Source organism: Mycobacterium gordonae (assembly GCF_017086405.1).
Taxonomy (GTDB): domain Bacteria; phylum Actinomycetota; class Actinomycetes; order Mycobacteriales; family Mycobacteriaceae; genus Mycobacterium; species Mycobacterium gordonae_D.
Genome location: NZ_CP070973.1, coordinates 1,803,014 through 1,824,220, shown reverse-complemented (window position 1 = coordinate 1,824,220; position 21,207 = coordinate 1,803,014). Strand labels below are relative to the sequence as shown.

The 21,207-nt window shown below is 68.4% G+C and carries 16 protein-coding genes and 2 pseudogenes; 7 read left to right on the top strand and 11 right to left on the bottom strand.

Annotated elements, in window-relative coordinates; genetic code table 11:
• Nucleotides 1-76: 76 nt before the first annotated feature.
• The gene (locus JX552_RS07770) at nt 77-1,420 is read left to right on the top strand and encodes a macrolide-binding ATPase MABP-1 (RefSeq protein ID WP_205876810.1); all 1,344 of its coding nucleotides are present in this window, start codon (nt 77-79) and stop codon (nt 1,418-1,420) included.
• A gap of 7 nt (nt 1,421-1,427) precedes the next feature.
• Here JX552_RS07770 and JX552_RS07765 read toward each other — a convergent pair whose 3' ends face one another.
• Complete coding sequence (locus tag JX552_RS07765) at nt 1,428-1,691, bottom strand: WhiB family transcriptional regulator (protein ID WP_205876809.1); 264 nt, start codon at nt 1,689-1,691, stop codon at nt 1,428-1,430.
• 375 nt (nt 1,692-2,066) lie between these two features.
• Nucleotides 2,067-4,165, bottom strand: a pseudogene (locus JX552_RS07760) (ATP-dependent DNA helicase UvrD2).
• Nucleotides 4,166-4,264: 99 nt separating this feature from the next.
• On the opposite strand from JX552_RS07760, the gene mrx1 reads away from it, so the two are divergent.
• Both mrx1 and JX552_RS07750 read left to right on the top strand, forming a co-directional pair.
• Nucleotides 4,265-4,510 carry a mycoredoxin Mrx1 gene (gene mrx1 / locus JX552_RS07755; protein WP_205876808.1) on the top strand — a complete coding sequence of 82 codons (246 nt, stop codon included), beginning with the start codon at nt 4,265-4,267 and terminating at the stop codon, nt 4,508-4,510.
• A gap of 68 nt (nt 4,511-4,578) precedes the next feature.
• Nucleotides 4,579-5,223 carry a sensor domain-containing protein gene (locus JX552_RS07750; RefSeq protein ID WP_205876807.1) on the top strand — a complete coding sequence of 215 codons (645 nt, stop codon included), beginning with the start codon at nt 4,579-4,581 and terminating at the stop codon, nt 5,221-5,223.
• Nucleotides 5,224-5,240: 17 nt separating this feature from the next.
• Here JX552_RS07750 and nudC read toward each other — a convergent pair whose 3' ends face one another.
• The 4 genes from nudC to JX552_RS07730 are packed head-to-tail and all read right to left on the bottom strand — an operon-like array spanning nt 5,241 to nt 13,600.
• The gene (gene nudC / locus JX552_RS07745) at nt 5,241-6,170 is read right to left on the bottom strand and encodes an NAD(+) diphosphatase (protein ID WP_241011104.1); all 930 of its coding nucleotides are present in this window, start codon (nt 6,168-6,170) and stop codon (nt 5,241-5,243) included.
• Nucleotides 6,167-7,252 (bottom strand): potassium channel family protein, encoded by a 1,086-nt coding sequence (locus JX552_RS07740; protein WP_205876805.1) that lies wholly within the window; start codon nt 7,250-7,252, stop codon nt 6,167-6,169. Before JX552_RS07740 ends, nudC begins: the two co-directional genes overlap by 4 nt.
• Nucleotides 7,253-7,262: 10 nt before the next feature.
• Nucleotides 7,263-10,502: an ATP-dependent helicase gene (locus JX552_RS07735; RefSeq protein WP_205876804.1), complete on the bottom strand. Its 3,240-nt coding sequence runs from the start codon at nt 10,500-10,502 to the stop codon at nt 7,263-7,265.
• Entirely contained in the window at nt 10,499-13,600 is a 3,102-nt protein-coding gene (locus JX552_RS07730; protein ID WP_205876803.1) for an ATP-dependent helicase, read from the bottom strand. The genes JX552_RS07735 and JX552_RS07730 overlap by 4 nt, the downstream gene beginning before the upstream one ends.
• A 116-nt stretch (nt 13,601-13,716) precedes the next feature.
• On the opposite strand from JX552_RS07730, the gene JX552_RS07725 reads away from it, so the two are divergent.
• Together JX552_RS07725 and JX552_RS07720 are read left to right on the top strand one after the other, a co-directional pair.
• Nucleotides 13,717-14,451: an alpha/beta fold hydrolase gene (locus JX552_RS07725; RefSeq protein WP_205878304.1), complete on the top strand. Its 735-nt coding sequence runs from the start codon at nt 13,717-13,719 to the stop codon at nt 14,449-14,451.
• 2 nt (nt 14,452-14,453) lie between these two features.
• The gene (locus tag JX552_RS07720) at nt 14,454-14,756 is read left to right on the top strand and encodes an MGMT family protein (RefSeq protein WP_205876802.1); all 303 of its coding nucleotides are present in this window, start codon (nt 14,454-14,456) and stop codon (nt 14,754-14,756) included.
• Here the strand turns inward: JX552_RS07720 and JX552_RS07715 are convergent.
• From JX552_RS07715 to JX552_RS07705, 3 genes are all read right to left on the bottom strand, one after another.
• Nucleotides 14,753-15,607 carry a TIGR02569 family protein gene (locus JX552_RS07715; RefSeq protein ID WP_205876801.1) on the bottom strand — a complete coding sequence of 285 codons (855 nt, stop codon included), beginning with the start codon at nt 15,605-15,607 and terminating at the stop codon, nt 14,753-14,755. The genes JX552_RS07720 and JX552_RS07715 overlap by 4 nt on opposite strands.
• A 293-nt stretch (nt 15,608-15,900) precedes the next feature.
• On the bottom strand, nt 15,901-17,079 hold the full coding sequence (moeZ, locus tag JX552_RS07710) for an adenylyltransferase/sulfurtransferase MoeZ (RefSeq protein ID WP_205876800.1): 1,179 nt from the start codon (nt 17,077-17,079) through the stop codon (nt 15,901-15,903).
• A gap of 94 nt (nt 17,080-17,173) precedes the next feature.
• On the bottom strand, nt 17,174-18,208 hold the full coding sequence (locus JX552_RS07705; RefSeq protein WP_205876799.1) for a DUF3152 domain-containing protein: 1,035 nt from the start codon (nt 18,206-18,208) through the stop codon (nt 17,174-17,176).
• Between the two features lie 181 nt (nt 18,209-18,389).
• Between JX552_RS07705 and fasR the strand changes: the two genes are divergently transcribed.
• Nucleotides 18,390-19,076 carry an HTH-type transcriptional activator FasR gene (gene fasR, locus JX552_RS07700; protein WP_205876798.1) on the top strand — a complete coding sequence of 229 codons (687 nt, stop codon included), beginning with the start codon at nt 18,390-18,392 and terminating at the stop codon, nt 19,074-19,076.
• On the opposite strand, the gene JX552_RS07695 is transcribed toward fasR, so the two are convergent.
• A complete protein-coding gene (locus JX552_RS07695; RefSeq protein ID WP_205876797.1) occupies nt 19,073-19,327 on the bottom strand; it encodes a DUF3107 domain-containing protein in 255 nt (84 codons plus the stop codon). The two genes, fasR and JX552_RS07695, sit on opposite strands and share 4 nt — an antisense overlap.
• A 216-nt stretch (nt 19,328-19,543) precedes the next feature.
• On the opposite strand from JX552_RS07695, the gene JX552_RS32040 reads away from it, so the two are divergent.
• Entirely contained in the window at nt 19,544-20,287 is a 744-nt protein-coding gene (locus JX552_RS32040) for a superantigen-like protein SSL4 (RefSeq protein WP_431195968.1), read from the top strand.
• Between the two features lie 6 nt (nt 20,288-20,293).
• Here JX552_RS32040 and JX552_RS07690 read toward each other — a convergent pair.
• Nucleotides 20,294-20,989, bottom strand: a pseudogene (locus JX552_RS07690) (ferritin-like fold-containing protein); the annotation flags it as partial.
• Nucleotides 20,990-21,207 lie beyond the last annotated feature (218 nt).

Genomic DNA, 21,207 nt, shown 5'->3' with positions numbered 1-21,207 from the left:
GGATGCGCGACCCGAAGAGAGTACATATCGCAGGAGAACACCGACTCAATTCGATGCAGACGATGCGGTGGTCGTCGTGGATGATGGGTATGTGTCAGAGATCAAGCGCGGCCGCGCGGCCCGCAATGCAAAGCTCGCCAGCCTGCCGGTCGGCATGGCCGGGCGCGCGGCTCTCGGATTCGGCAAGCGACTAACCGGTAAGTCGAAGGACGAAGTCAACGCCGAGCTGATTGAGAAGGCGGCCCACCAGCTCTTCACCGTCCTGGGCGAGCTCAAGGGCGGCGCGATGAAGGTCGGGCAGGCGCTGTCGGTAATGGAAGCGGCCATCCCCGAGCAGTTCGGCGAGCCGTATCGCGAAGCGCTGACCAAGCTGCAGAAGGACGCTCCGCCGCTGCCGGCCGGGAAGGTGCATCGGGTTCTCGACGCCCAGCTGGGCACCAAGTGGCGGGAGCGCTTCACGTCGTTCAACGACACCCCGGTCGCCTCGGCCAGCATCGGCCAGGTACACAAGGCGATCTGGTCCGACGGTCGCGAGGTGGCCGTCAAGATCCAGTACCCGGGCGCCGACGAAGCGCTGCGGGCCGACCTCAAGACCATGCAACGCATGGTCGGGGTGTTCAAGCAACTCTCCCCCGGCGCCGACATTCAGGGCGTCGTCGACGAGCTGATCGAGCGCACCGAGATGGAGCTGGACTACCGGCTCGAAGCCGACAACCAGCGCAAGTTCGCCAAGGCGTACGAGGGGCATCCACACTTCGCGGTGCCGCACGTGGTGGCCAGCGCGCCGAAGGTGGTGATCCAGGAGTGGATCGACGGCAAGCACATGGCGGAGATCATCCGGCACGGCACCCCAGAAGAACGCGACCTGATCGGAATTCGGCTGCTGGAACTCACCTTCGACGCGCCGCGGCGTCTGGAAATGCTGCACGGCGACGCCCACCCGGGAAACTTCATGCTGCTGCCCGACGGGCGGATGGGCGTCATCGACTTCGGTGCTGTCGCGCCGTTGCCCGGCGGCTACCCCGTCGAGTTGGGCATGACCATTCGATTGGCCCGCGACAAGAATTACGACCTGCTGCTGCCGACCCTGGAGAAGGTCGGGTTCATCCAAAAGGGTCAACAAGTGTCGGTCCGCGACATCGACGAGATGCTGCGCCAATACGTCCAACCCATCGAGGTCGACGAGTTCCACTACACCCGCAAGTGGCTGCAGCGGATGACGGTCAGCCAGTTCGACCGCTCGGTGGCGCAGATCAAGACGGCGCGGCAGATGGACCTGCCGCCCAAGCTGGCGATCCCGATGCGGGTGATCGCGTCGGTGACCGCGATCCTGTGCCAGCTGGATGCGACGGTGCCTATCAAGGCCCTGTCAGAGGGACTGATCCCCGGGTTCGCCGAACCCGATGCCGTAGTGGTGTAGACGCCCCTCATGCGGCCTCTTTACGAGGCCGCCCTCGGGGACGCTTACGGTCGACCACCGAGCCCCGCTCGAAGATCTCGCCGCCCCACACACCCCACGGCTCTGCACGTTCCAGAGCCGCGGCCAGACACTGACGCCGCACTGGGCAGCGCACACACAGGGTCTTGGCACGTTCGAGGTCGGCGGGGGTTTCGGCAAACCAAAGGTCGGGGTCACCGGCATGACACGGCAAGGCCGGCCGCGTCGGTCTGGGGACCGTCGATGCCGACATGTCCTTTCACCTGCTTCCTGGTCGGTTGGCTGTCCTTTTGCACTGATCCGGACCAGGGACGTTGCCTGGAGAGACAACGATGGCCACGGATCGACTTCGGGTCCGTGGCCATAGGGCGAAAAGCTTGGCGTTTACGTCTCTACGTTGAGCCTCACGGACGCTTCAGTCACGGCGGCGACACGGTGCTTTCCCGCTGCCGCCGGGCTAGCGGCGCGATGGCGGGTGGCGGTGCGTACGCCGAAGCAATTCATCAAAATCATCGCGAGCCACCCTCCTCTCAAGTGCGCTACCAGCTGTGGGCAAAATGCGGTTTCGAGACTAAACGGTACCAGCCACATCCGGCAACCGATTTTCTGACCTGCGGGTATGCGGCTTTCAGTTGGCCTGGCGGACCAATTCGAGCACCTCGGGTCCGTACTGTTCGAGCTTGCGCGCCCCGATGCCGGGGATGGCGATCAGAGACGCGTTGTCGGTGGGCCGCAGCTCGGCGATCGCGATCAGGGTGTTGTCGCTGAACACGATGTAGGCCGGCACGTTCTGTTCTTTGGCTGCGTTGAGGCGCCAGTCCTTGAGTTGCAGCAGCAATTCCTCGTCGACGTCGCCGGCGCAGGTTTCACACCGCCGCAACATGATGGCGGCCGGCGCGGACAGATCCTTATTGCAGACCCGGCAGCGCGCCGGACCCTTGTTGCGCCGCGACTTGCCAGGTGCGGCCTCGACCCGCGTCTGCGGGGCGATGCCGTTGAGGAACCGGGACGGTTTGCGGGTCTGACGGCCGCCCTGGGACCGCGCCAGCGCCCAACTGAGCGCCACATGCACTCTCGCCCGGGTGACTCCGACGTAGAGCAGTCGGCGCTCTTCCTCGACCGGCTCGCTGTCAGGGCCGTGTGCCAGCGCGTGTGAGATGGGTAGCGTGCCGTCGGCCAGGCCAACCAGGAATACCGCGTCCCACTCGAGCCCCTTGGCCGCGTGCAGCGACGCCAGCGTGACGCCCTGCACCACCGGCGGGTGACGGGAATCGGCCCGTAGCCGCAACTCGGCCACCAACCCGGGCAGCTCCAGTCCCGGGCGCTGGGCCACTTCATCGTCGACCAGTTCGGCCAGTGCGGTCAGGGCTTCCCAGCGTTCCCGGGCCTTGGTGCCGGCGGGCGGCTCTGCCGTCAGCCCGAGTGGTTCGAGGACGCCGCGAACGAACTCGGCCAAATCACCTTCGGCACCGCGGTCCGCCGTGCGCTGCAGGGCCAACAGGGCCTGCTTGATCTCCTGGCGATTGAAGAAACCCTCGCCGCCGCGGATCTGATAGGCGATACCGGCCTCGGTCAACGCTTCCTCGTAAACCTCGGACTGCGCGTTGACCCGGTACAGGATCGCGATTTCCGAAGGCGTCGTTCCGTTTTCGATCAGCTGCGCAATGGAGGCGGCGACCGCGGCGGCCTCGGTGTGCTCGTCGGGATGCTCGCGGAAAGACGGTGCCGGTCCCGGCTCGCGCTGACCGATCAGCTGCAGCTTGCTACCCGCGACCCGGCCCCGCGCGGCGGCGATCACCCGATTGGCCAGCGACACGACCTGGGGGGTGGACCGGTAGTCGCGTTCCAGCCGCACCACCGTGGCGTCGGGGAAGCGCCGCGAGAAGTCCAGCAGAAAACGGGGCGAGGCGCCGGTGAACGAATAAATGGTCTGATTCGCATCGCCGACGACGGTCAGGTCGTCACGATCGCCCAGCCAGGCCGACAGCACCCGCTGCTGCAGCGGGGTGACGTCCTGATACTCGTCGACCACGAAGCAGCGGTACCGGTCCCGGAACTCGGCGGCCACCGCGGCATCGTTCTCGATCGCCGCTGCGGTGTGCAGCAACAAGTCGTCGAAATCGAGCAATGTGACGTCCTCGTCCCGGACCTTCAGTGCCTCATAGGCCGCGTAGACGGCCACCACCTTTTCGGCGTCCAGTGGAATGTCCCGGCCCGCGCCTGCCACCGCCCCGGCGTACTGCTCCGGGTGATCAGCGACGCCTTGGCCCACTCGATCTCGCCGGCCAGGTCGCGCACGTCGTCGGTGCTGACGTTGAACCGGCAGCGGCTGGCCGCCCGGGCGACGACAGCGAACTTGGTGTCCAGCAGCTCCCAGCGGGTGTTGCCGACCACCCGGGGCCAGAAGTAGCGCAGCTGGCGGTGGGCGGCGGCGTGGAAGGTGAGGGCCTGCACGGCGCCGACGCGCGCATCGGTGCGTGCAGCCGCGTCCAGCGCCCGCAGCCGGGAGCGCATCTCTCCGGCCGCGCGCTGGGTGAAGGTGACCGCCAGCACCTGCCCGGCGGCGACGTGACCACCCGCCACGAGCTGGGCGATGCGGTGTGTGATGGTGCGCGTCTTGCCGGTTCCGGCCCCGGCCAGCACGCAGACCGGGCCGCGCGGAGCGAGCACGGCTTCACGCTGTTCGTCGTCCAGCCCCGCAATCAGGGGATCGGCCATCACCGGCATGCCGCCCATCTTGGCAGTGCCTGCCGACACACCGGGCGTGACTCGTCTCTGGGCGGGCCGAGCCTGGAATGGATCGCCACCGGGCTAGGTTATCGAGTCATGACTAACGCTTCGCTGACCATGTACACCACCAGCTGGTGTGGCTACTGCTTCCGGCTCAAGACGGCGCTCAAGGCTCAGGGCATCGCCTACGACGAGGTCGACATCGAACGGGATTCCGCGGCAGCGGATTTCGTCAGTTCCGTCAACGGCGGCAACCGGACCGTGCCGACCGTGAGGTTCGCCGACGGGTCGACGATGACCAATCCGAGCGCAGGTGAGGTCAAGGCGAAGCTCGCCGGCTGACCCCGGTGCCGACACGGGAGCGCGATTGGTGCAGACTCCCAGGTCCGGTCGCCTTTACGATAAGGACCATGGCAGCGGCGCTGGTCCGGCGGGCGATTTTTGTCATGGTCTGCACGCTTGCCGCACTCACCGCGTGCTCACACCGCACCACCCCGGCCGCCCCGAGCACCTCCTCGGCGGCCACCGGAGTCGACGCGCTGATCGTCAGCGTCGAAGACGTGCGCCGCATCGCCAACTACGAGGAACTGACCACCCACGCTCACGCGAACCTGAACCAACCGCCGGCCGGTGACGTCAACGCACCCGGACCCTGCCGGGCGGCCGGCACCAGCGATCTCACCTTCGCCAGCGGCTGGACCGAGTTTCGGAGCGCCGGCTACAGCGGAGTGACCGACGACCTCGACCCGGGTGGCCGCACCATGAAGGACTCGGTCAGTCAGGCCGTCGCGATCTATCCGGATGCGCAGGCTGCCCGCTCCGCGCTCGATCAGCTGGAAGCGTCACTGACCGCGTGCGTGGCCTTGCAGGACCCGAGATACAACTTCAAGCTCGACAAGCCGGATGCGACCAGCCTGCGGATCACCGACAACGGTTGGAGCCACCAGTATCGGGTGCGCAAGTCGGTGTTGATGTCCGTCGGTGTGCTGGGTATCGAACCGGCTGAGCGGATCGCCGGCACGATCCTGGACAACATCTGCGACCGCATCAAGTAACCGGCGCAACCGGCCCCTCAGTCCCCGGCCGCCCACGATTCGATGATGACCCGGGCGATCGAGATCGATCCCGGCAGAAGCAGTTTCGACTCCGAAGCGCTGGACCAGTCGCCGGCGTCGAGCGCCGCCCGGATTTCGCCGCGGGTGAACCAGGCCGCTTCGGCGATCTCGCCGTCGTTGAACGAGAACGGCTCGTCCGGATCGCCCAGAGCGTGAAAACCGACCATCAGCGAGCGTGGGAACGGCCAGGGCTGGCTGCCGAGGTAGCGCACGTCGCGCACGCTCAGGCCGATCTCCTCGCGGACTTCCCGGGCAACGCAGACTTCGAACGACTCACCGGCCTCGACGAACCCGGCCAGCAGCGAGAACATCCGCTGCGGCCAGACCGTATGGCGGGCCAGCACCGCACGGTCGCCGCCGTCGTGGACCAGGCAGATCACCGCCGGATCGATGCGGGGAAACTCTTCGTGGCCGGTCAGCGGGTTGACTCGCGCCCAACCGGCGCGGGCCGGCTTGGTGGGTGTGCCGTCGACCGGGCTGAATCGGGCGCTGTCGTGCCAATTGAGCAGGGCCAGCGCCGAAGACACCAATTGGCTGCTGGTGTCGTCGATGATGCGTCCGAGCCCGCGCAGATCCAGCACCTCGACGTCGCCGTGGTCGGGGGTCTGCAGCGGGCCCCGGATCGCCCAGACATGGCGACCGCCTTCGATGCGACCCAGAAATACCGCCTCGGCGGGCGGCTTGTCGCCCAGCGCGGCCGCCGGGCCGAGCACCACCTTGCCGCCGGCGGCCAGCACCTGGTTACGGGCGTCGACACGCAGCAGGGCGGCATCGGACCAACCGGCCGCGGCGGCGTCGATGTCGGTGCGCAGTTGGTCGGCACGATCAGCTCCGACACGGGAGAGCAGCGGAACGTCACGCAGCCGGAAATCCACGTGTGTCCCTATCGTTCGTCTGCGATGTGCCGGACGTAGAGCAGGCGGTCGCCGGCCTCGATGGCGTCGACCTGTGGGGCGCCGATGCGCAGCAACTGCCCACCGCGGACCACTCCGAGGACGATGTCGCGCAGATGCCGGGGCGACCCACCCACCTCGGACTGCTCCACCTCACGCTCGGCGATCGCCAGACCCTGATCCGGAGTCAGCAGGTCCTCGATCATCTGCACGACGCTGGGTGTGGTGGTGGCCAGGCCGAGCAGCCGACCCGCGGTTTCCGACGACACCACCACCGAGTTGGCCCCGGATTGCTGCAGTAGGTGCTGGTTCTCGGCCTCCCGGATCGAGGCGACGATCTTGGCCTTGGGCGAGATCTCCCGCGCCGTCAGTGTGACGAGCACCGCGGTGTCGTCCCGGTTGGCGGCGACGATGATCGAGGCGGCGTGCTGGGCGCCGGCCAGCCGCAGCACGTCGGACTTCGTCGCGTCGCCGTGCACGGTGACCAGGCCCGCTGACGCGGCCCGCTCCAAGGCGGCCCGGTCGGTGTCGACGACGACGATCTCGCCGGGGGGCACTTCGTCACTGAGCATGGCGCTGATCGCCGTCTTGCCCTTGGTGCCGTAGCCGATGACGACGGTGTGGTTGCGCACTCTGCTCCTCCAACGCTGGATCTTGAACGCCTGCCGCGAGGTTTCGGTGACGACCTCGAGCGTCGTGCCGACGAGCAAGATCAGGAACGCAATGCGCAGCGGGGTGATGATCAGGACGTTCGTCGCCCGCGCGAACTCGGAGACCGGCGTGATGTCGCCGTAGCCGGTCGTCGACAACGTCACCGCCGAGTAGTACAGGCAGTCGAGAAACGTCAGGCTGTCACCGTGCGCGTCGTTATAGCCGTCGCGGTCCAGGTAGACGGTAACGGCGCCGACCAGCAGGGCCACCAGGGCGATGCTGATCCGGCGGGAGATGATGCGGGCCGGACTGGCGTGACCCTGCGGGATGCGCAGCACGCCGACAAGCGCGTAACTGGGCTGGACGGTCAGCCTCTCATCCAGACGCCGCAGCCGCCGCCAGCTCCCTTTCGCCACGGAAGTCATGTAACCACGATCAGGCGATGGTGGGGCGACCGGAGTCGGCCAGCAGCATGCTCAGCTCGTCGGCATCAGCGAGCTCATCGGGCACGACGGTCGTCCCGCTGCGCACGTAGTAGAAGGCGGTGCGCACCGACGATTCCGGGCAACCCTGCAGGGCGGACCAGGCCAACCGGTACACCGCCAGTTGCACGGCGGCGTGACGCCTGGCTTCCAGGCCGCGCGGCGGCTCACCGGTCTTCCAGTCCACGACGGTGACGCCGCCGTCCGCGTCGGCGAATACCGCGTCGATGCGCCCGCGCACCACGGCGTCACCGATCGGCATCTCGAACGCCACCTCGACCGCGATCGGGGTGCGGGCCGCCCACGGCGAAGCGGTGAACGCCTGCTGCAGCGCGGCCAGCTCCTGCGGCTCGCCCACATCGGCGTCCGCCGCACCGGGCAGATCGCCCAGGTCGAACAGCAACTCGGCACCGTAGAACTGCTGCACCCAAGCGTGAAACGCGTTACCCAGCAAAGCATGTGGATCCGGGCGGGTGGGAAGTCGATGGATCAGCCGCTGCGCCGCCGCGTCGGGGTCACGCGCCAAGTCCACCAGGCCGCTGACCGAGAGCTGGCTCGGCAGGGCGCGTTCCAGCGGCTGGACCGCCCGAGCGCGCTCGGCCAGCAACGCGTCGACGTCGGCGGCCCACCCTTCTACATCGGCACCCGAGTCCGGGTCGGCTAACTCGGCCTTGGTGACCAGCATGGCGCCGCGCTCGACGTCGGCACGCCGCCGCGACAGTGGGTCGACGGGCCAGATCGCTTCGACAACATTGTCCTGCAACGGGTTTCGTTCACCCTCGGGCGGCGGCGGGGTCCACTGCTCGACGATGCCGCAGGGTTGGCCGGATGGCTCGGATTCTTCGATGATGTCCCGGAGTTCGCACAGGAATTCCGATGGTCCGCGTGGCTTGATGCCGGTGGCGCCCCAATGGTGACCGGATACCAGCAGGGTGTCCTCGGCCCGGGTGACAGCCACGTAGAGCAGCCGGCGTTCCTCGTCCACGCGTCGCTGATCGAGCTGGGACCGGTGCTCGGAAATCTTGTCCGACAACTGCTTTCGGTTTGTGACGGCCGTTGTGTCCAGGACCGGGATGCCGAGCGCGCCGACCGCGGCCCGATCACCGCGCAGCAGCGGCGGCAGCTCGCCGGCATCGGTGAGCCAACTGCTGCGCGAAGCGTTGGAGGGAAACGTCCCCCCCGACAGGTGTGCCACCGTCACCACCTGCCATTCCAGGCCCTTGGCGGCGTGCACCGTGAGGATCTGAACGCGGTCGCGTGCGACGATCGGCTGCGCGGGTGTCAGACCGTTCTCCACCTCCGCGGCGGCGTCCAGATAGGCGAGCAGGCCGGCCACCGATGCCTTGGCCGATCCGCCGGCGCGCTCTGCATAGCCGAGGACCTCGTCGGCGAAGGCGTCGAGGTGCTCGGCGCCGGACCATTGCCCGGTGGCGGTGGCGCGGACCTCGCAGTCGACTCCCAGAACCCGGCGCACCTCGGCGACCAGGTCGGGCAGGGAGTAACCCAGATGTCCGCGCAACGAAGTCAGTTCGGCGGCCAGCGCCGCGATCCGCTGGTATCCGGCTGCCGAATAGGCGCCGGCCGGCCCGGGGTCGGCGATGGCGTCAGCCAGGCAGGCGGCGTCGGCGTCGGGCCCGGCCGCTTTCGCGATCGACTCGGCGCAGAGCGTCACCCGGGGCGCACCGTACAGATCCTGAGCGCGTTGCCACAGCGCGGCGATATCGCGGCCGCCGAGGCGCCAGCGCGCGCCGCTGAGTACCCGCATCGCGGCGGCACCGGCCGTCGGGTCGGCGGCCAGGCGCAACATGGCCACCACATCGGCGACCTCGGGAACCGACAACAGACCCGCCAAACCGACGACTTCCACCGGAATTCCGCGGGCCCGCAACACATCGGCGATGGGGGCGGCGTCGGCGTTGCGGCGCACCAGGACCGCGGCCGTGGGCGGCGGGGTCCCCTCGTCGCGGGCCTGGCGATAGTGCTGCTGTAGGTGGTCCGCGATCCACTCACGCTCGGCGGCCACGTCGGGCAGCAGCGCGCAGCGGACCGTGCCCGGCGGGGCGTCCGGACGCGGACGCAGCGGGCGCACGGCGACCGAGCGCCGCCGCGCCTCGGCGGATATGGCGTTGGCCAGATGCAACGTGCTCGGCGGGTTGCGCCAGCTCGTCCGCAATTCCAGGGTCGGCGCCGGGGAACCGTCGGACAGCGGGAAGTCGGTGGTGAACCGCGGCAGGTTGGTGGCCGATGCGCCACGCCAGCCGTAGATCGACTGGATGGGGTCACCGACCGCCGTCAACGCTAGTTCGTCGTCCACACCTCTACCGAACAGCGATGACAAGGCAATGCGCTGCGAGTGCCCGGTGTCCTGGTATTCATCGAGCAGCACTACCCGGTAGCGGCTGCGCAGATCCTGTCCCACCTGCGGAAACCTGGCCGCCAGCTGGGCCGCCGAGGCCATCTGCATGCCGAAGTCCATGACCTTGGCGGCGCGCATGCGTTCGGCCAGCGCATCCAACAGCGGCACCAATTCGGCGCGTTGAGTCTGGGTGGCCAGCACGCGCAGCAGCGCTTGGTTGGGACCTCGATCACCCTGCCGCGGTCCGGGCGGCAGGGTGTGCACCAGTCTCTCCAACTCGAGATGCGTGTCACGCAGTTGGTCGGTGCTCACGAGGTGCTCGGCGAGCTGACCCCACAGCCGTAGCACCAGGGCGGTGACTGCGGCCGGTGTCTTGTCGGTCTCCAGTCGGCCCGGATAGCCGTTGACGACGTCGAATGCCAGCTGCCACAGCTCGGTCTCGGTGAGCAGGCGGGTGTCGGGTTCCACGGGCAGCAGCAGGCCGAACTCGCGCAGGAGCGTACCGGCGAAAGCGTGGTAGGTGCTGACTGTCGGCGCGCCGTCGCCGGGCCCGACACCCACGCCGGAGAGCCGCGCCAGCCGCTGCCGCACCCGGCGCAACAGCTGCCCGGCCGCCTTACGGGTAAAGGTCAAGCCGAGCACCTGAGCGGGTTCGGCGTAGCCGTTGGCGACCAGCCACACCACCCGCGCTGCCATCGTCTCGGTCTTGCCGGCCCCGGCTCCCGCAATGACGACCAGCGGACCCGGCGGCGCGGCAATGACCGCCGCCTGTTCTTCGGTGGGCGGGAAAACGCCCAGCGCACTGGCCAATTCAGTGGGACTGTAGCGCGGGCTCACGTCGCGGACCCGTCGTAGGCGGGGCAGGACGGCCGCAGCGGACAGTGCGAACAGCCGTCGTTGCGCCGGGCGACGAACTGCGGGCCGGCCGTCGCCTCGGCGGCTTGCCGGACCAACTCGCCCCAGTGCTCGCGGGCCGCCGGGGTGAGCGGATCCTGCTCGCGTTGGGTGGCGCCGGCCACCCCGGTCTTGCCGGGATACACCAGCCGGGCGCCGCCAGGCTCGTCGGGTCCGGTTTGGCAGGCGGCGATCATGCCTTCGGCCACGGCCAGCTGATACATGGCCAACTGGGCGTGCTGCTGCGCGTCATCCTTGCTGACCGGACTCTTTCCCGTCTTGACGTCGACGATCACCAGGCGGCCGGCGGCGTCGCGTTCCAGCCGGTCGACCCGGCCACGCAGGCGGACCTGTCCGCCGTCATGGCGCGGCGTCTCCAGGACTCCGTCGACGGCGACTTCGACGCCGACCTCGGTCAGTTCGGTGCGCGTCTGCGCGCGCCACTCGACGAACGCCGCAAGCATGGCGCGGTGCCGGGCGAGTTCGTTGGCCGCATGCCACTCGGCATCGAAGGGCAGGTGTTGCCACACCCGGTCCAGATCGGCAAACAGCTGGGATTCCGTCTTGCCGGTTTCGGCGATCAGGGCGTGCACCACCGAACCGATCGCCGAGCGCAGCTCACGTGGGTTGGCGCCGCCGTGCCGTTCGGCCAGCCAGCGCAGTGGGCAATCGGAGAGAGTCTGCAGGGTGGACGGCGTCAGCGTGACGACATCATCGCCGCCGCACAGCGGCGCGCTGGTGCTGACCGGGACCAATCCGTGCCAGACGCGAGGATCAGCGCCCGGCACGCCGGCTGCGGCCAAACGGGCCAGTTGCGTTGCCGCACAGGCACGAACGCCGTCCTCGACCGCGCCGTCGGGTGCGCACACCACCGACCGCAACCGGCCCACCACCGCCGCGGCAGACAGCACGCGCGGCGCGTAAACCGGCTGTGTCGCAACGATTTCCTCATCGGCCAACTGCGCGATTTCGAAGAAGAACGGCGAGGGCAGCGCGGCCTCCCCCGAGCTGCCGCCGGTGTCGCTGTCGATCGCCGTCACCAGCAACTTGCGCCGGGCCCGCCCCATCGCGGCGACCAGCAACCGGCGCTCCTCGGCCAGCAACGGGGCGCGCACCGAGGCATCACCGCCCACACCGTCGAGTTCGTCGAGCAGTCGCTGGGTGGCCAGGACACCGCCGCGCGGAACCGTGTTCGGCCACAATCCGTCCTGCAGACCGGCGATGACCACCACGTCGAATTCCTGGCCCAGCGCCGCGTGTGCGCTGAGCACCTTGACCTGCTCGGTCTGCGCATCCGGATCACGGCGGGCCGGCGGCAACTGCAGCGCCTCGACGTGCTCGACGAGTCCGCGCAGGGACGCCCCGGAGGTGCGTGAGACGTAGGCGTCGGTGACGTCGAACAGTGCGGTCACCACTTCCAGGTCCCGCGTGGCCTGGGCGGCGGCCGGGCCGCCGCGCTCGATAGCCGCCAGCCAGCGCTTCTGCAAGCCGCTGCGGTGCCAGGCTGCCCATAGCGTGTAGCGCGGGTCTTGGCCGTCCCGGTGACAGCGGGCCGCGGCAGCCAGCACCGCACGCACCCGTCGCACCGCGCCGGACTGCGGCCCCGACAGCGGCTCATCCCCGTTGAGCGTCTCCACCAGCAGATCGGCAAAGGCGTCCGACCGGCCGCGCTGCAACGTCCTGCGCAGCTGCCGCAGTGAGACCGGGTCCACCCGGCCGATCGGCCCGGACAGCAGCGCCAGGGCCCGGTCGCCGTCCAGTCCGTCGGCCGCGGCGGAAAGAACGGCAAGCAACGTTCGGGCCGCCGGCTCCTCGGACAGCGAGCCGCCGAGCGCGGGGATCGCGACCGGCACGCCCGCGGCGGCGAGAGCGCGCGGCAACCGGGCGCCGGCACGCGGCACCGACCGCACGATCACCGCCATCTGCGACCAGGGCACCCCATCGACGAGGTGCGCGCGTCGCAGGGTGTCGGCGATCAGCGCTGTCTCCGCATGCGCAGAGGCGGCCAGCCGAGCCGTGACGGCTCCCTCGTCGCTGCCGGTGCCCTCAATGCGTCGGCCGGCCGTGGTCGCGGGCAGTCGTTCGGCAATGGCACTGACGGCGCGGGCCACGGCGGGCCCGCAGCGATGCGACTTCGTCAACGTCACCGCCTGACCGTCAACGTCGAGCAGCCCGGCCGGTCCGCCGCCCCGGAAGCCGAAGACCGCCTGGTTCGGGTCGCCGGCGATCAGGGCGGTATCGGCGCCTGCCGCCAGCACCCGAACCAGTTGCGCCGCCTGCGGATCGAGCTGCTGGGCGTCATCGACCAGCAGCAACCGGACTCGGGCGCGTTCGGCGGCCAGCAATTCGCGATCTACCGCGAGGGTCTCCAGCGCCGCGCCGACCAGTTCGGCGGCGGCCAGTGCCGGCGCGGTCGCCTGGGGCGCCGCCGTGCCGACCGCTGACCGCAGCAGCATCACCTGTTCATACTGTCGAGCGAACTGCCCGGCCGCGGCCCACTCCTGCCGGCCGCAGCGACGGCCGAGGCGCTCGAGTTGCTGGGGGTCCAGGCCGCGCTCGGCGCAGCGCGCCAACAGGTTTCGCAATTCATTGGCGAACCCGGTGGTGCGTAGCGCCGGCAGTAGGTGCTCGGGCCACCGGTCACCGTCTTCGGCGTCGCCGGCCAGCAGTTCCCGGATGATGGCGTCCTGTTCGGCACTGGTGAGCAGCCGTGGCGAAGGGTCTCCGACCCGCTCGGCGGCCCTGCGCAACACGGCGTAGGCGTAGCTGTGCAGCGTGCGCACCAACGGTTCGCGCACGGCCGCCGACCGACTCGATCCCAGCAGGACCCTGGTTAGCGCGCTCCGTTCGCGCATCCCCATCCGGCCCGAGCTGCTCAGCAGCAGAACCGATTCCGGCGCAACGCCCGCCGCGATATGTGCGATCGCCGCCTCGACCAGCAGGGTGCTCTTGCCGGTACCGGGGCCGCCCAGGATGCGCACCTGCCCGCGAAACCGGCGCTGCAGAACCTCGCGCGCCCCTGGATCCCACTGCATCGGCATGACCGCATGCAATCACCAGCCTCTGACAAGTTGCCGCGAGCAGGCCCGATACCGACTGGCATCATCGAAGCGTGACCCTTCATGTGCACCGCTTCGGCCCGTCCGGCTCCATCCAGATGTTGGCGTTGCACGGCTTGACCGGTCATGGGCGGCGCTGGCAGCACTTGGCGGACTATGTGCCCGAAATCGCGGTGGCCGCACCCGATCTGCTCGGGCATGCCCGCTCGTCGTGGGCCGCGCCATGGACCATCGAGGCCAACGTCGCCGCTCTCGCCGCGCTGCTCGATGCCCAGGCCGATGCTCCGGCCCTGGTGGTGGGGCATTCGTTCGGCTCAGCGGTGGCGATGCACCTGGCGGCGGCCAGACCCGACCTGGTGTCGTCATTGCTGCTGCTGGATCCCGCGACCGGTTTGGACGGGCAATGGATGGCCGAGATCGCCGAGGCCATGTTCGCCTCCCCCGACTACGCCGAGCGGGCTGAGGCGCGCCAGGAGAAGGGCAGCGGAGTGTGGGCTGACGTGGATCCGGCCGTGCTCGACGCCGATGTCGACGAACACCTGGTGCAGCTGCCCAACGGGCGGTACGGCTGGCGGATCAGCCTGCCCGCCATGATGTCCTACTGGAGCGAGTTGGCGCGCGACGTCGTGCTGCCGCCGGCCGGAGTGCCGACGACGCTGGTTCGTGCGATGTGGACGTCGCCGCCGTATGTCAGCGACGGGCTGATCGCCGGATTGCGCGAGCGGCTGGGAGAAGACTTCGAGCTGCTGGATTACGAATGCGACCACATGGTGCCGCACGCCAAGCCCGATGACGTTGCCGCACTGGTGCGTAAGCGGCTGGCCGCGCGGTAACCATGGCAGCGGTGACCGACGAGCAGATTGAGCGGGTGCGTTCGCTGGTCGCGGCCATCCCGGTCGGCAGAGTGTCGACCTACGGTGACATCGCTTCTGCGGCAGGGCTTTCCAGCCCGCGCATCGTCGGCTGGATCATGCGCACCGACTCCGCGGATCTGCCTTGGCACCGGGTGATCACCGCGTCGGGTCGGCCCGCCGCGCATCTGACCACCCGACAGCTGGAGCTGCTGCGCGCGGAGGGGGTGTTCTCGGTAGACGGGCGGATCGCGCTGAGCGAGGTACGCCACGAATTCGGGAACTAGAGAATCATCCGCACCATGGCCGCGGTGCGGGCCAGACCCGGAAACGCCTCAGCGGTGGACCGCGGGTGCAGCGCGTGTACCGCTAGGCGGAACATCAACGCACGCAACAACATCTGCGACCACTCCGGCAATGCGCTCCATCGTTCGATGAGGCCGTCGTCGGCCTCGCCCCAGGACAGGGCATCGACGACCACCACACCGGCCGCCCACGACGCAGGCCGCCAGTACGGGGTGATGTCCGTGATACCGGGGGGTGCGGTGCCGGCGAAAAGCACGGTGCCGTAGAGGTCTCCGTGCACCAATTGGTTTGGGCTGCGGGTCGGCTTGCGCAGTGTCGCAAGCTGATTGATCAATTCAACGGATCGTTGCGCGTCCGCGGACGGCGGTGCGGTGCGGGCATCGGGAGGCACCGACTGCATCGGCCGTTCCTCCCAGGCGGCGCGGTCGGCGGCGATGAAGACGTCGACGTCGGCCCACGGTGCGGTGGGCCCCTGGGTGAGGAATCGGGGGCGCTCCAGCTTGCCGGTGGCCTCATGCAGCCGAACCGCAGCCGAGACGACTTCGTCGTGGCGGGCCTCCGGGGCGCCGGCGACGAACGTGTCTGCCCGCCAGCCCGACACTACGTAGCGGCCGTCGGTGGAACGGACCGGCCGGGCCAGCCGCACACCGTCGACGAACAACGTCTCCCGCACCCGGGCCGACCACGTGGCGCGTGCGTTGTCGGCGACCATCGACAAGACCACTTCGCCGCATCGCCAGCCGCCCTCCCAGGCGGGACCCAGGGCCGCGGGCTGGACTCCGGTCAAACCGAAAGCCGCCAGCACATGTTCGGGCGGCGGCTCGACTGTCACAGCGGTCAGCCTAGTCGGGCGACGATGCGCGCCGGAATGCACACGCTGAGGAGCCCCACAATCCAACCCAGCGGGCGACGATGCGCGCCGGAATGCACACGCTGAGGAGCCCCACAATCCAACCCAGCGGGCGACGATGCGCGCCGGAATGCACACGCTGAGGAGCCCCACAGTCCAACCCAGCGGGCGACGATGCGCGCCGGAATGCACACGCTGAGGAGCCCCACAGTCCAACCCAGCGGGCGGGCGCGGCGATCTCCACAAAGGCCGAGCGTGTCGGTCGGCGCGAGGTTCTAGTACACGACCATGTCGGGCTCGATCTGCCTGGCCCACGCCACGATCCCGCCCTGCAGATGCACGGCGTCGGAGAATCCGGCCTGTTTCACCGCGGCCAGCGCCTCCGCCGACCGCACCCCGCTCTTGCAGTACAGCACCGTGGGCCGGTCTTGTGGCAACCGCGCCAGGCCCTCGCCGGAGGTGATCATGCCCTTCGGCACCAGTTGGGCCCCGTCGATGTGCACGATGTCCCACTCCACCTGCTCGCGAACGTCGATCAGGGCCAGCTTCTTGCCGGCGTCCAACATCGCGCGCAGTTCCAGCGGTGTGATGGTCGATCCGCTGGCCGCCGTTGCGGCGTCCTCGGACAGCGCGCCACAGAACTGCTCGTAGTCGATCAGCTCCGTGATCTTCGGCGTCGAGGGGTCTTTGCGGATCCGGATGGTGCGGTAGCTCATTTCCAGTGCGTCGTAGACCATCAACCGGCCCAGCAGAGTCTCGCCGATGCCGGTGATCAGCTTGATCGCCTCGGTTCCCATGACTGAGGCAATCGAGGCGCAGATGATGCCCAGCACACCGCCCTCGGCGCACGACGGCACCATGCCCGGCGGCGGCGGCTCCGGGTACAGATCCCGGTAGTTCAGGCCCAGCCCATTCGGCGCGTCCTCCCAGAACACGGAGGCCTGGCCCTCGAAGCGGTATATCGAACCCCACACGTACGGCTTGCCGGCCAGGACCGCGGCGTCGTTGACCAGATACCGGGTGGCGAAGTTGTCGGTTCCATCCAGGATCAGGTCGTACCGGCCGAACAGGTCGACAGCGTTGTCCGCCTCGAGGCGGAACTCGTGCAGTCGCACCTCGATCAGGGGATTGATCGCCATGATCGAGTCGCGCGCCGACTGCGCCTTGGACCGTCCGACGTCCGCAGTGCCGTGAATGATCTGCCGCTGCAGGTTGGACTCGTCGACCACATCGAAGTCGACGATCCCGATGGTGCCGACTCCGGCCGCCGCCAGATACAGCAACGTCGGCGATCCGAGTCCCCCGGCGCCGATCACCAGCACGCGGGCGTTCTTCAGCCGCTTCTGCCCATCCATCCCCAGGTCCGGAATGATCAGGTGGCGACTGTAGCGAGCCACCTCCGCACGGCTGAGCGTGGCGGCGGGTTCCACTAGCGGCGGCAACGATGGCGTCACATCTTTGAGGTTAGGCGATCAGCCCGCCAGCGAGCAGACGCAAATGCACCCATTTCGGAGCGAGAACGGGTGCTTTTGTGTCTGCTCGCGCCAGTCAGGCGATCGGGTACGGCCAGGGATTGAACCGGCACGTCTTGCCGTCGGCCTTGACCTGATCGGGGTCGAACTTGGCCCCGTCGTCGTTCGAGGTGGAGAACGTCTGCTGCATCATCACCGGCGCCAGCGCACCTTGCTGATCGCACGGCTCATGCTTGACATATCCGATGGCGTGGCCCACTTCGTGGTTGATCACGTATTGCCGGTAGGAGCCGACATCACCCTCGAATGGGACGGCTCCGCGGATCCAGCGCGCCTCGTTGATGAATACTCGCGACTGCCGATCCGGCCCGAAAGACGGGTTGTAGCAGGACGTCTCGAGCCGAAACTCGTAGCCGCAGCCCTCCCGCACCGACACCGGCGACACCAGCGATACGCGGAAATCCGGCTTGCTCCCACTAGTTGCATCGATCCGGATGAACGCGAACTGCGGGTTGTGGGTCCAGCCCTTGGGATTGGCCAGTGTCATGTCGACCATCTGTGCGAACGCGGTGTCGCCGCCGTACATGTTCGGGTCCATACCGTTCTCGATCTCGATGGTGTAGCGGAACACCTTGCCGGTGCCCTGACCGATCTGCGGGGTGCCACCCGGGATGACGCGATAGGTCTTGTCCCCGGCCTCGGTGTAGGGCCCGCCGTCGGGCAGGGTGCCGGCCGGCAGGTTCGCGTCGAACGCGACGAGACCGCGCGGCGGCATGTCGATGATCGACGTGCCCACCGCACCGATGGTGGGCGGCTCCTGGTGGATCGATCGCGCCGCCGGCTTCGGGGTGCTCGTCCCGGTCACCGTCTGGTAGACGACGACCAGGGTGAGCACCGTCAGCAGGGGCAGCGCGTAGGCCCGCCAGCCGTAGGTGGACACGAACCGTCCCAGCCAGGTTTGCTTTCGCCATTGGCGCGGCCGGTCCCGATCCGCGCGGACCCGGCCGGCACTCTGTCCCAGTGGGTCACGCTGGGCCCGCAGCGGCTCACGCCAGTCGTCACGCAGCACAGGCGCGCGGCCGGTACCGCGGGGCGGCCACTGGGACGTCATTTTCCCAGGATCGCACAGCAGCAGCGGGCAACCAGCCCTGGCGCGCCCGAAAAACGCCTCGGCCCGCTTCACATCGACCTAACACCCCAGGTAGCCCGCAGGTAGTAAGGTCATGGCAGACAAAGCGCGACCGCGGGGGATGACACAACGGTCGCCGGCACAAGCGACCAGATTGAGGACGATGAGCGAGCTAGCCAAGACGGCGCAGCGACGTGCCGTCAGATCGGCCGACGGTGTTCGGCCGATTGAAGGCGCTCCGGTCTCCAACCGCCGGGGCAACCGGTTGCCCCGCGACGAGCGACGCGGCCAACTGCTTATCGTCGCTAGCGACGTGTTCGTGGAGAGCGGCTACCACGCAGCCGGGATGGACGAAATCGCCGACCGCGCCGGAGTCAGCAAACCGGTTCTGTACCAACACTTTTCGAGCAAGCTGGAATTGTACCTGGCGGTACTGAATCGGCACGTGGAGAACCTGGTGTCCGGCGTGCAGCAGGCTCTGGCCCGCACCACCGACAACCGGCGCCGGCTGCACTGCGCGGTGCAGGCATTCTTCGACTTCATCGAGCATGACAGCCAGGGCTACCGGCTCATATTCGAGAACGACTACGTCACCGAGCCCGAGGTCGCCGCCCAGGTGCGGGCGGCCACCGAATCGTGCATCGACGCGGTCTTCGCGCTCATCGCAGAGGACTCGGGCCTGGACCCGCACCGCGCGCGGATGATCGCGGTGGGTTTGGTCGGCATGAGCGTCGACTGCGCCCGGTACTGGCTGGACTCGGATCGCCCGATCTCGAAGTCCGACGCGGTCGAGGGCACGGTGCAGTTCGCCTGGGGCGGCCTGTCACACGTGCCGCTCACTCGCTCCTAAGCCTTGGCTTTGGCCATCGCCTCAGCGCCGACCCCGAAACCCACCCGGCGTGCGTCGGAAACACCGATCTCAACGTAAGCGATCTTGGCCGCATTGATCAGGAAACGCCGGCCGCGCTCGTCATTCAGGCTCAGCAGACCGGCATCGTCGCGCAGCGCCGCTCCGACCAGTTCTTCTACCTCTCCGGGCGTCTGCGTACTGGAGAACACCAGCTCGCGCGGACTGTCCGTGATACCGATCTTGACCTCCACGGGGGCCCCTTCCGTTGGCGTTTTCATCGCAGGCGTCTGTGCAGCAGGCTAGTAGACGGGCCAGACCGGCACTGCGCCCCATCCCCGAACCGGACAGTTCGCGGTTAGTGAACAAACCCGTCACGATTCGGTCTAGCCTTCGTCCGCTCCCGGCGACGTGTAGATCACGTCATTAACATCGGCATCATCAGTACCATCCGTGACACCCTCCACGACATCGTCCGAGACCTCAGAGAGTTCCCGGGCGATGAACCCTGCGTAGCCGGCTACGCCGAGGACTTCGACGAGGACCCCGCGACGGACAGCTGGGATCAGGCCGACGAAGAAGACGACGAAGAATGGGCGTGGCCAACCGACCGCCGTTGGCGCCCGGTCGCGTTGTTCGTGGGCGCCATCGTCGCGGTCGGCGCGATCGCCACGGCGGTCATCATCAACAGCGGCGACAGTGCGACCACCAAGGCGACGGTCGGGGTGCCAGCGCCGAGAACAGCCGTCACAGCGCCCCGATCCAGTGCGCCACCGAGCGCCGCGACCAGTGCCCCGCCCACCCCGCCCAACACCGGGCTGCCGCCCGAGACGGTGACCACTCTGACTCCCGGCAACGCGCCGACCAAGACGGCGACCCCGCCGACCCGGCTGCCGAACGCTGCCCCTGCCCCGGCGGCGACTCCCCCGGGCGCGACGATCGACCCGCGCACCATCGTCTACAGCGTGACGGGCACCAAGGCGCTGTTCGACCTGGTCAACGTCGCCTACACGGACGCGCGCGGCTTTCCGGTCACCGAATTCAACGTCGCGCTGCCCTGGACCAAGGTTGTCGTGCTCAATCCGGGCGTGCAGACCGAATCGGTGATCGCGACGAGCCTCTACGGCCAGTTGAACTGCTCGATCGTCAACGCGCAGGGGCAGCTGGTGAAGGCGTCGGCCAACAACTCCGCCCTGGCCACCTGCACCCGCTAGCCCAGGCCCCAATTCGCGCATGCGGCTGTCATGCGTGCGCTGCAGCCGTTCGAAGAACGCGCCCAGCTGGCCGAGACCGCCCGTCCCGGAGACCACCAGGTCGACCAGTTCGTCGTGATCGGCGAGCAGGAACTGAGCCTGCGTGATCGCCTCGCCGAGCAGCCGGCGCGACCACAGCGCCAGCCGGCTGCGCTGCTTGCCGCTGGACGTCACCGCCGCCCGCACCTCGGCGACGACGAACTGTGAGTGCCCCGTCTCGGACAGCGCCGCGCGCACCACGTCGGCGACCTCGTCGGGCAACCCGTCGGCGATCTCCAAATACAGATCCGCGGCCAGGGCGTCGCCGACATACGTCTTCACCAGGGCTTCCAGCCAGGTGCTGGGGGTGGTCAGCCGGTGGTAGTTCTCCAGTGCGGAGACGTACTTCGACATCGCCGCAACCACGTCGACACCGCGCCGCTCCAGCGCGTCCCGCAGCAGTTCGTAGTGCCCCATCTCGGCGGCGGCGATGCCGGCCATCGAGATCCGGCCGCGCAGATTCGGCGCCATCCGCGCCTCTTCGGTCAGCCGGTAGAACGCCGCCACCTCGCCATATGCGAGCAACGCGAATAGTTCGTTGACGCCAGGATGATCCGCCGGCAGCTGTGGCCTGGGCGAACCGGCCGCCTCGTCGTTGGAGTCGGCGGTGGTTGGCGAAGGCATGGTGACACTTTAGTCGGCAGAATAAACGGACTATGGGTGCCCGCTGGGCGACCAGGTATCATGTTGCTAGGTAGTGGCTGAATCTGTGCTGCTCCTACCTGTGCAGAAAAGAAATGTGCGTGCACGCAACTGGCCCGCCCCTCATCAAGCAGTGGGCCTCGGCGACGTAATCGGAGTCGGAAATCGTGCGCGCGAACCGCGACACAGACGAAGTACCG

Coding starts and splice junctions, on each gene's coding strand:
- JX552_RS07765 (WP_205876809.1), bottom strand. CDS start 1,691: ATGTCGGCATCGACGGTCCCCAGACCGACGCGGCCGGCCTTGCCGTGT.
- JX552_RS07720 (WP_205876802.1), top strand. CDS start 14,454: ATGGCAGCGGTGACCGACGAGCAGATTGAGCGGGTGCGTTCGCTGGTC.
- mrx1 (WP_205876808.1), top strand. CDS start 4,265: ATGACTAACGCTTCGCTGACCATGTACACCACCAGCTGGTGTGGCTAC.
- JX552_RS07705 (WP_205876799.1), bottom strand. CDS start 18,208: ATGACGTCCCAGTGGCCGCCCCGCGGTACCGGCCGCGCGCCTGTGCTG.
- JX552_RS07730 (WP_205876803.1), bottom strand. CDS start 13,600: ATGCCGATGCAGTGGGATCCAGGGGCGCGCGAGGTTCTGCAGCGCCGG.
- JX552_RS07740 (WP_205876805.1), bottom strand. CDS start 7,252: ATGACTTCCGTGGCGAAAGGGAGCTGGCGGCGGCTGCGGCGTCTGGAT.
- JX552_RS07725 (WP_205878304.1), top strand. CDS start 13,717: ATGTTGGCGTTGCACGGCTTGACCGGTCATGGGCGGCGCTGGCAGCAC.
- fasR (WP_205876798.1), top strand. CDS start 18,390: ATGAGCGAGCTAGCCAAGACGGCGCAGCGACGTGCCGTCAGATCGGCC.
- JX552_RS07750 (WP_205876807.1), top strand. CDS start 4,579: ATGGCAGCGGCGCTGGTCCGGCGGGCGATTTTTGTCATGGTCTGCACG.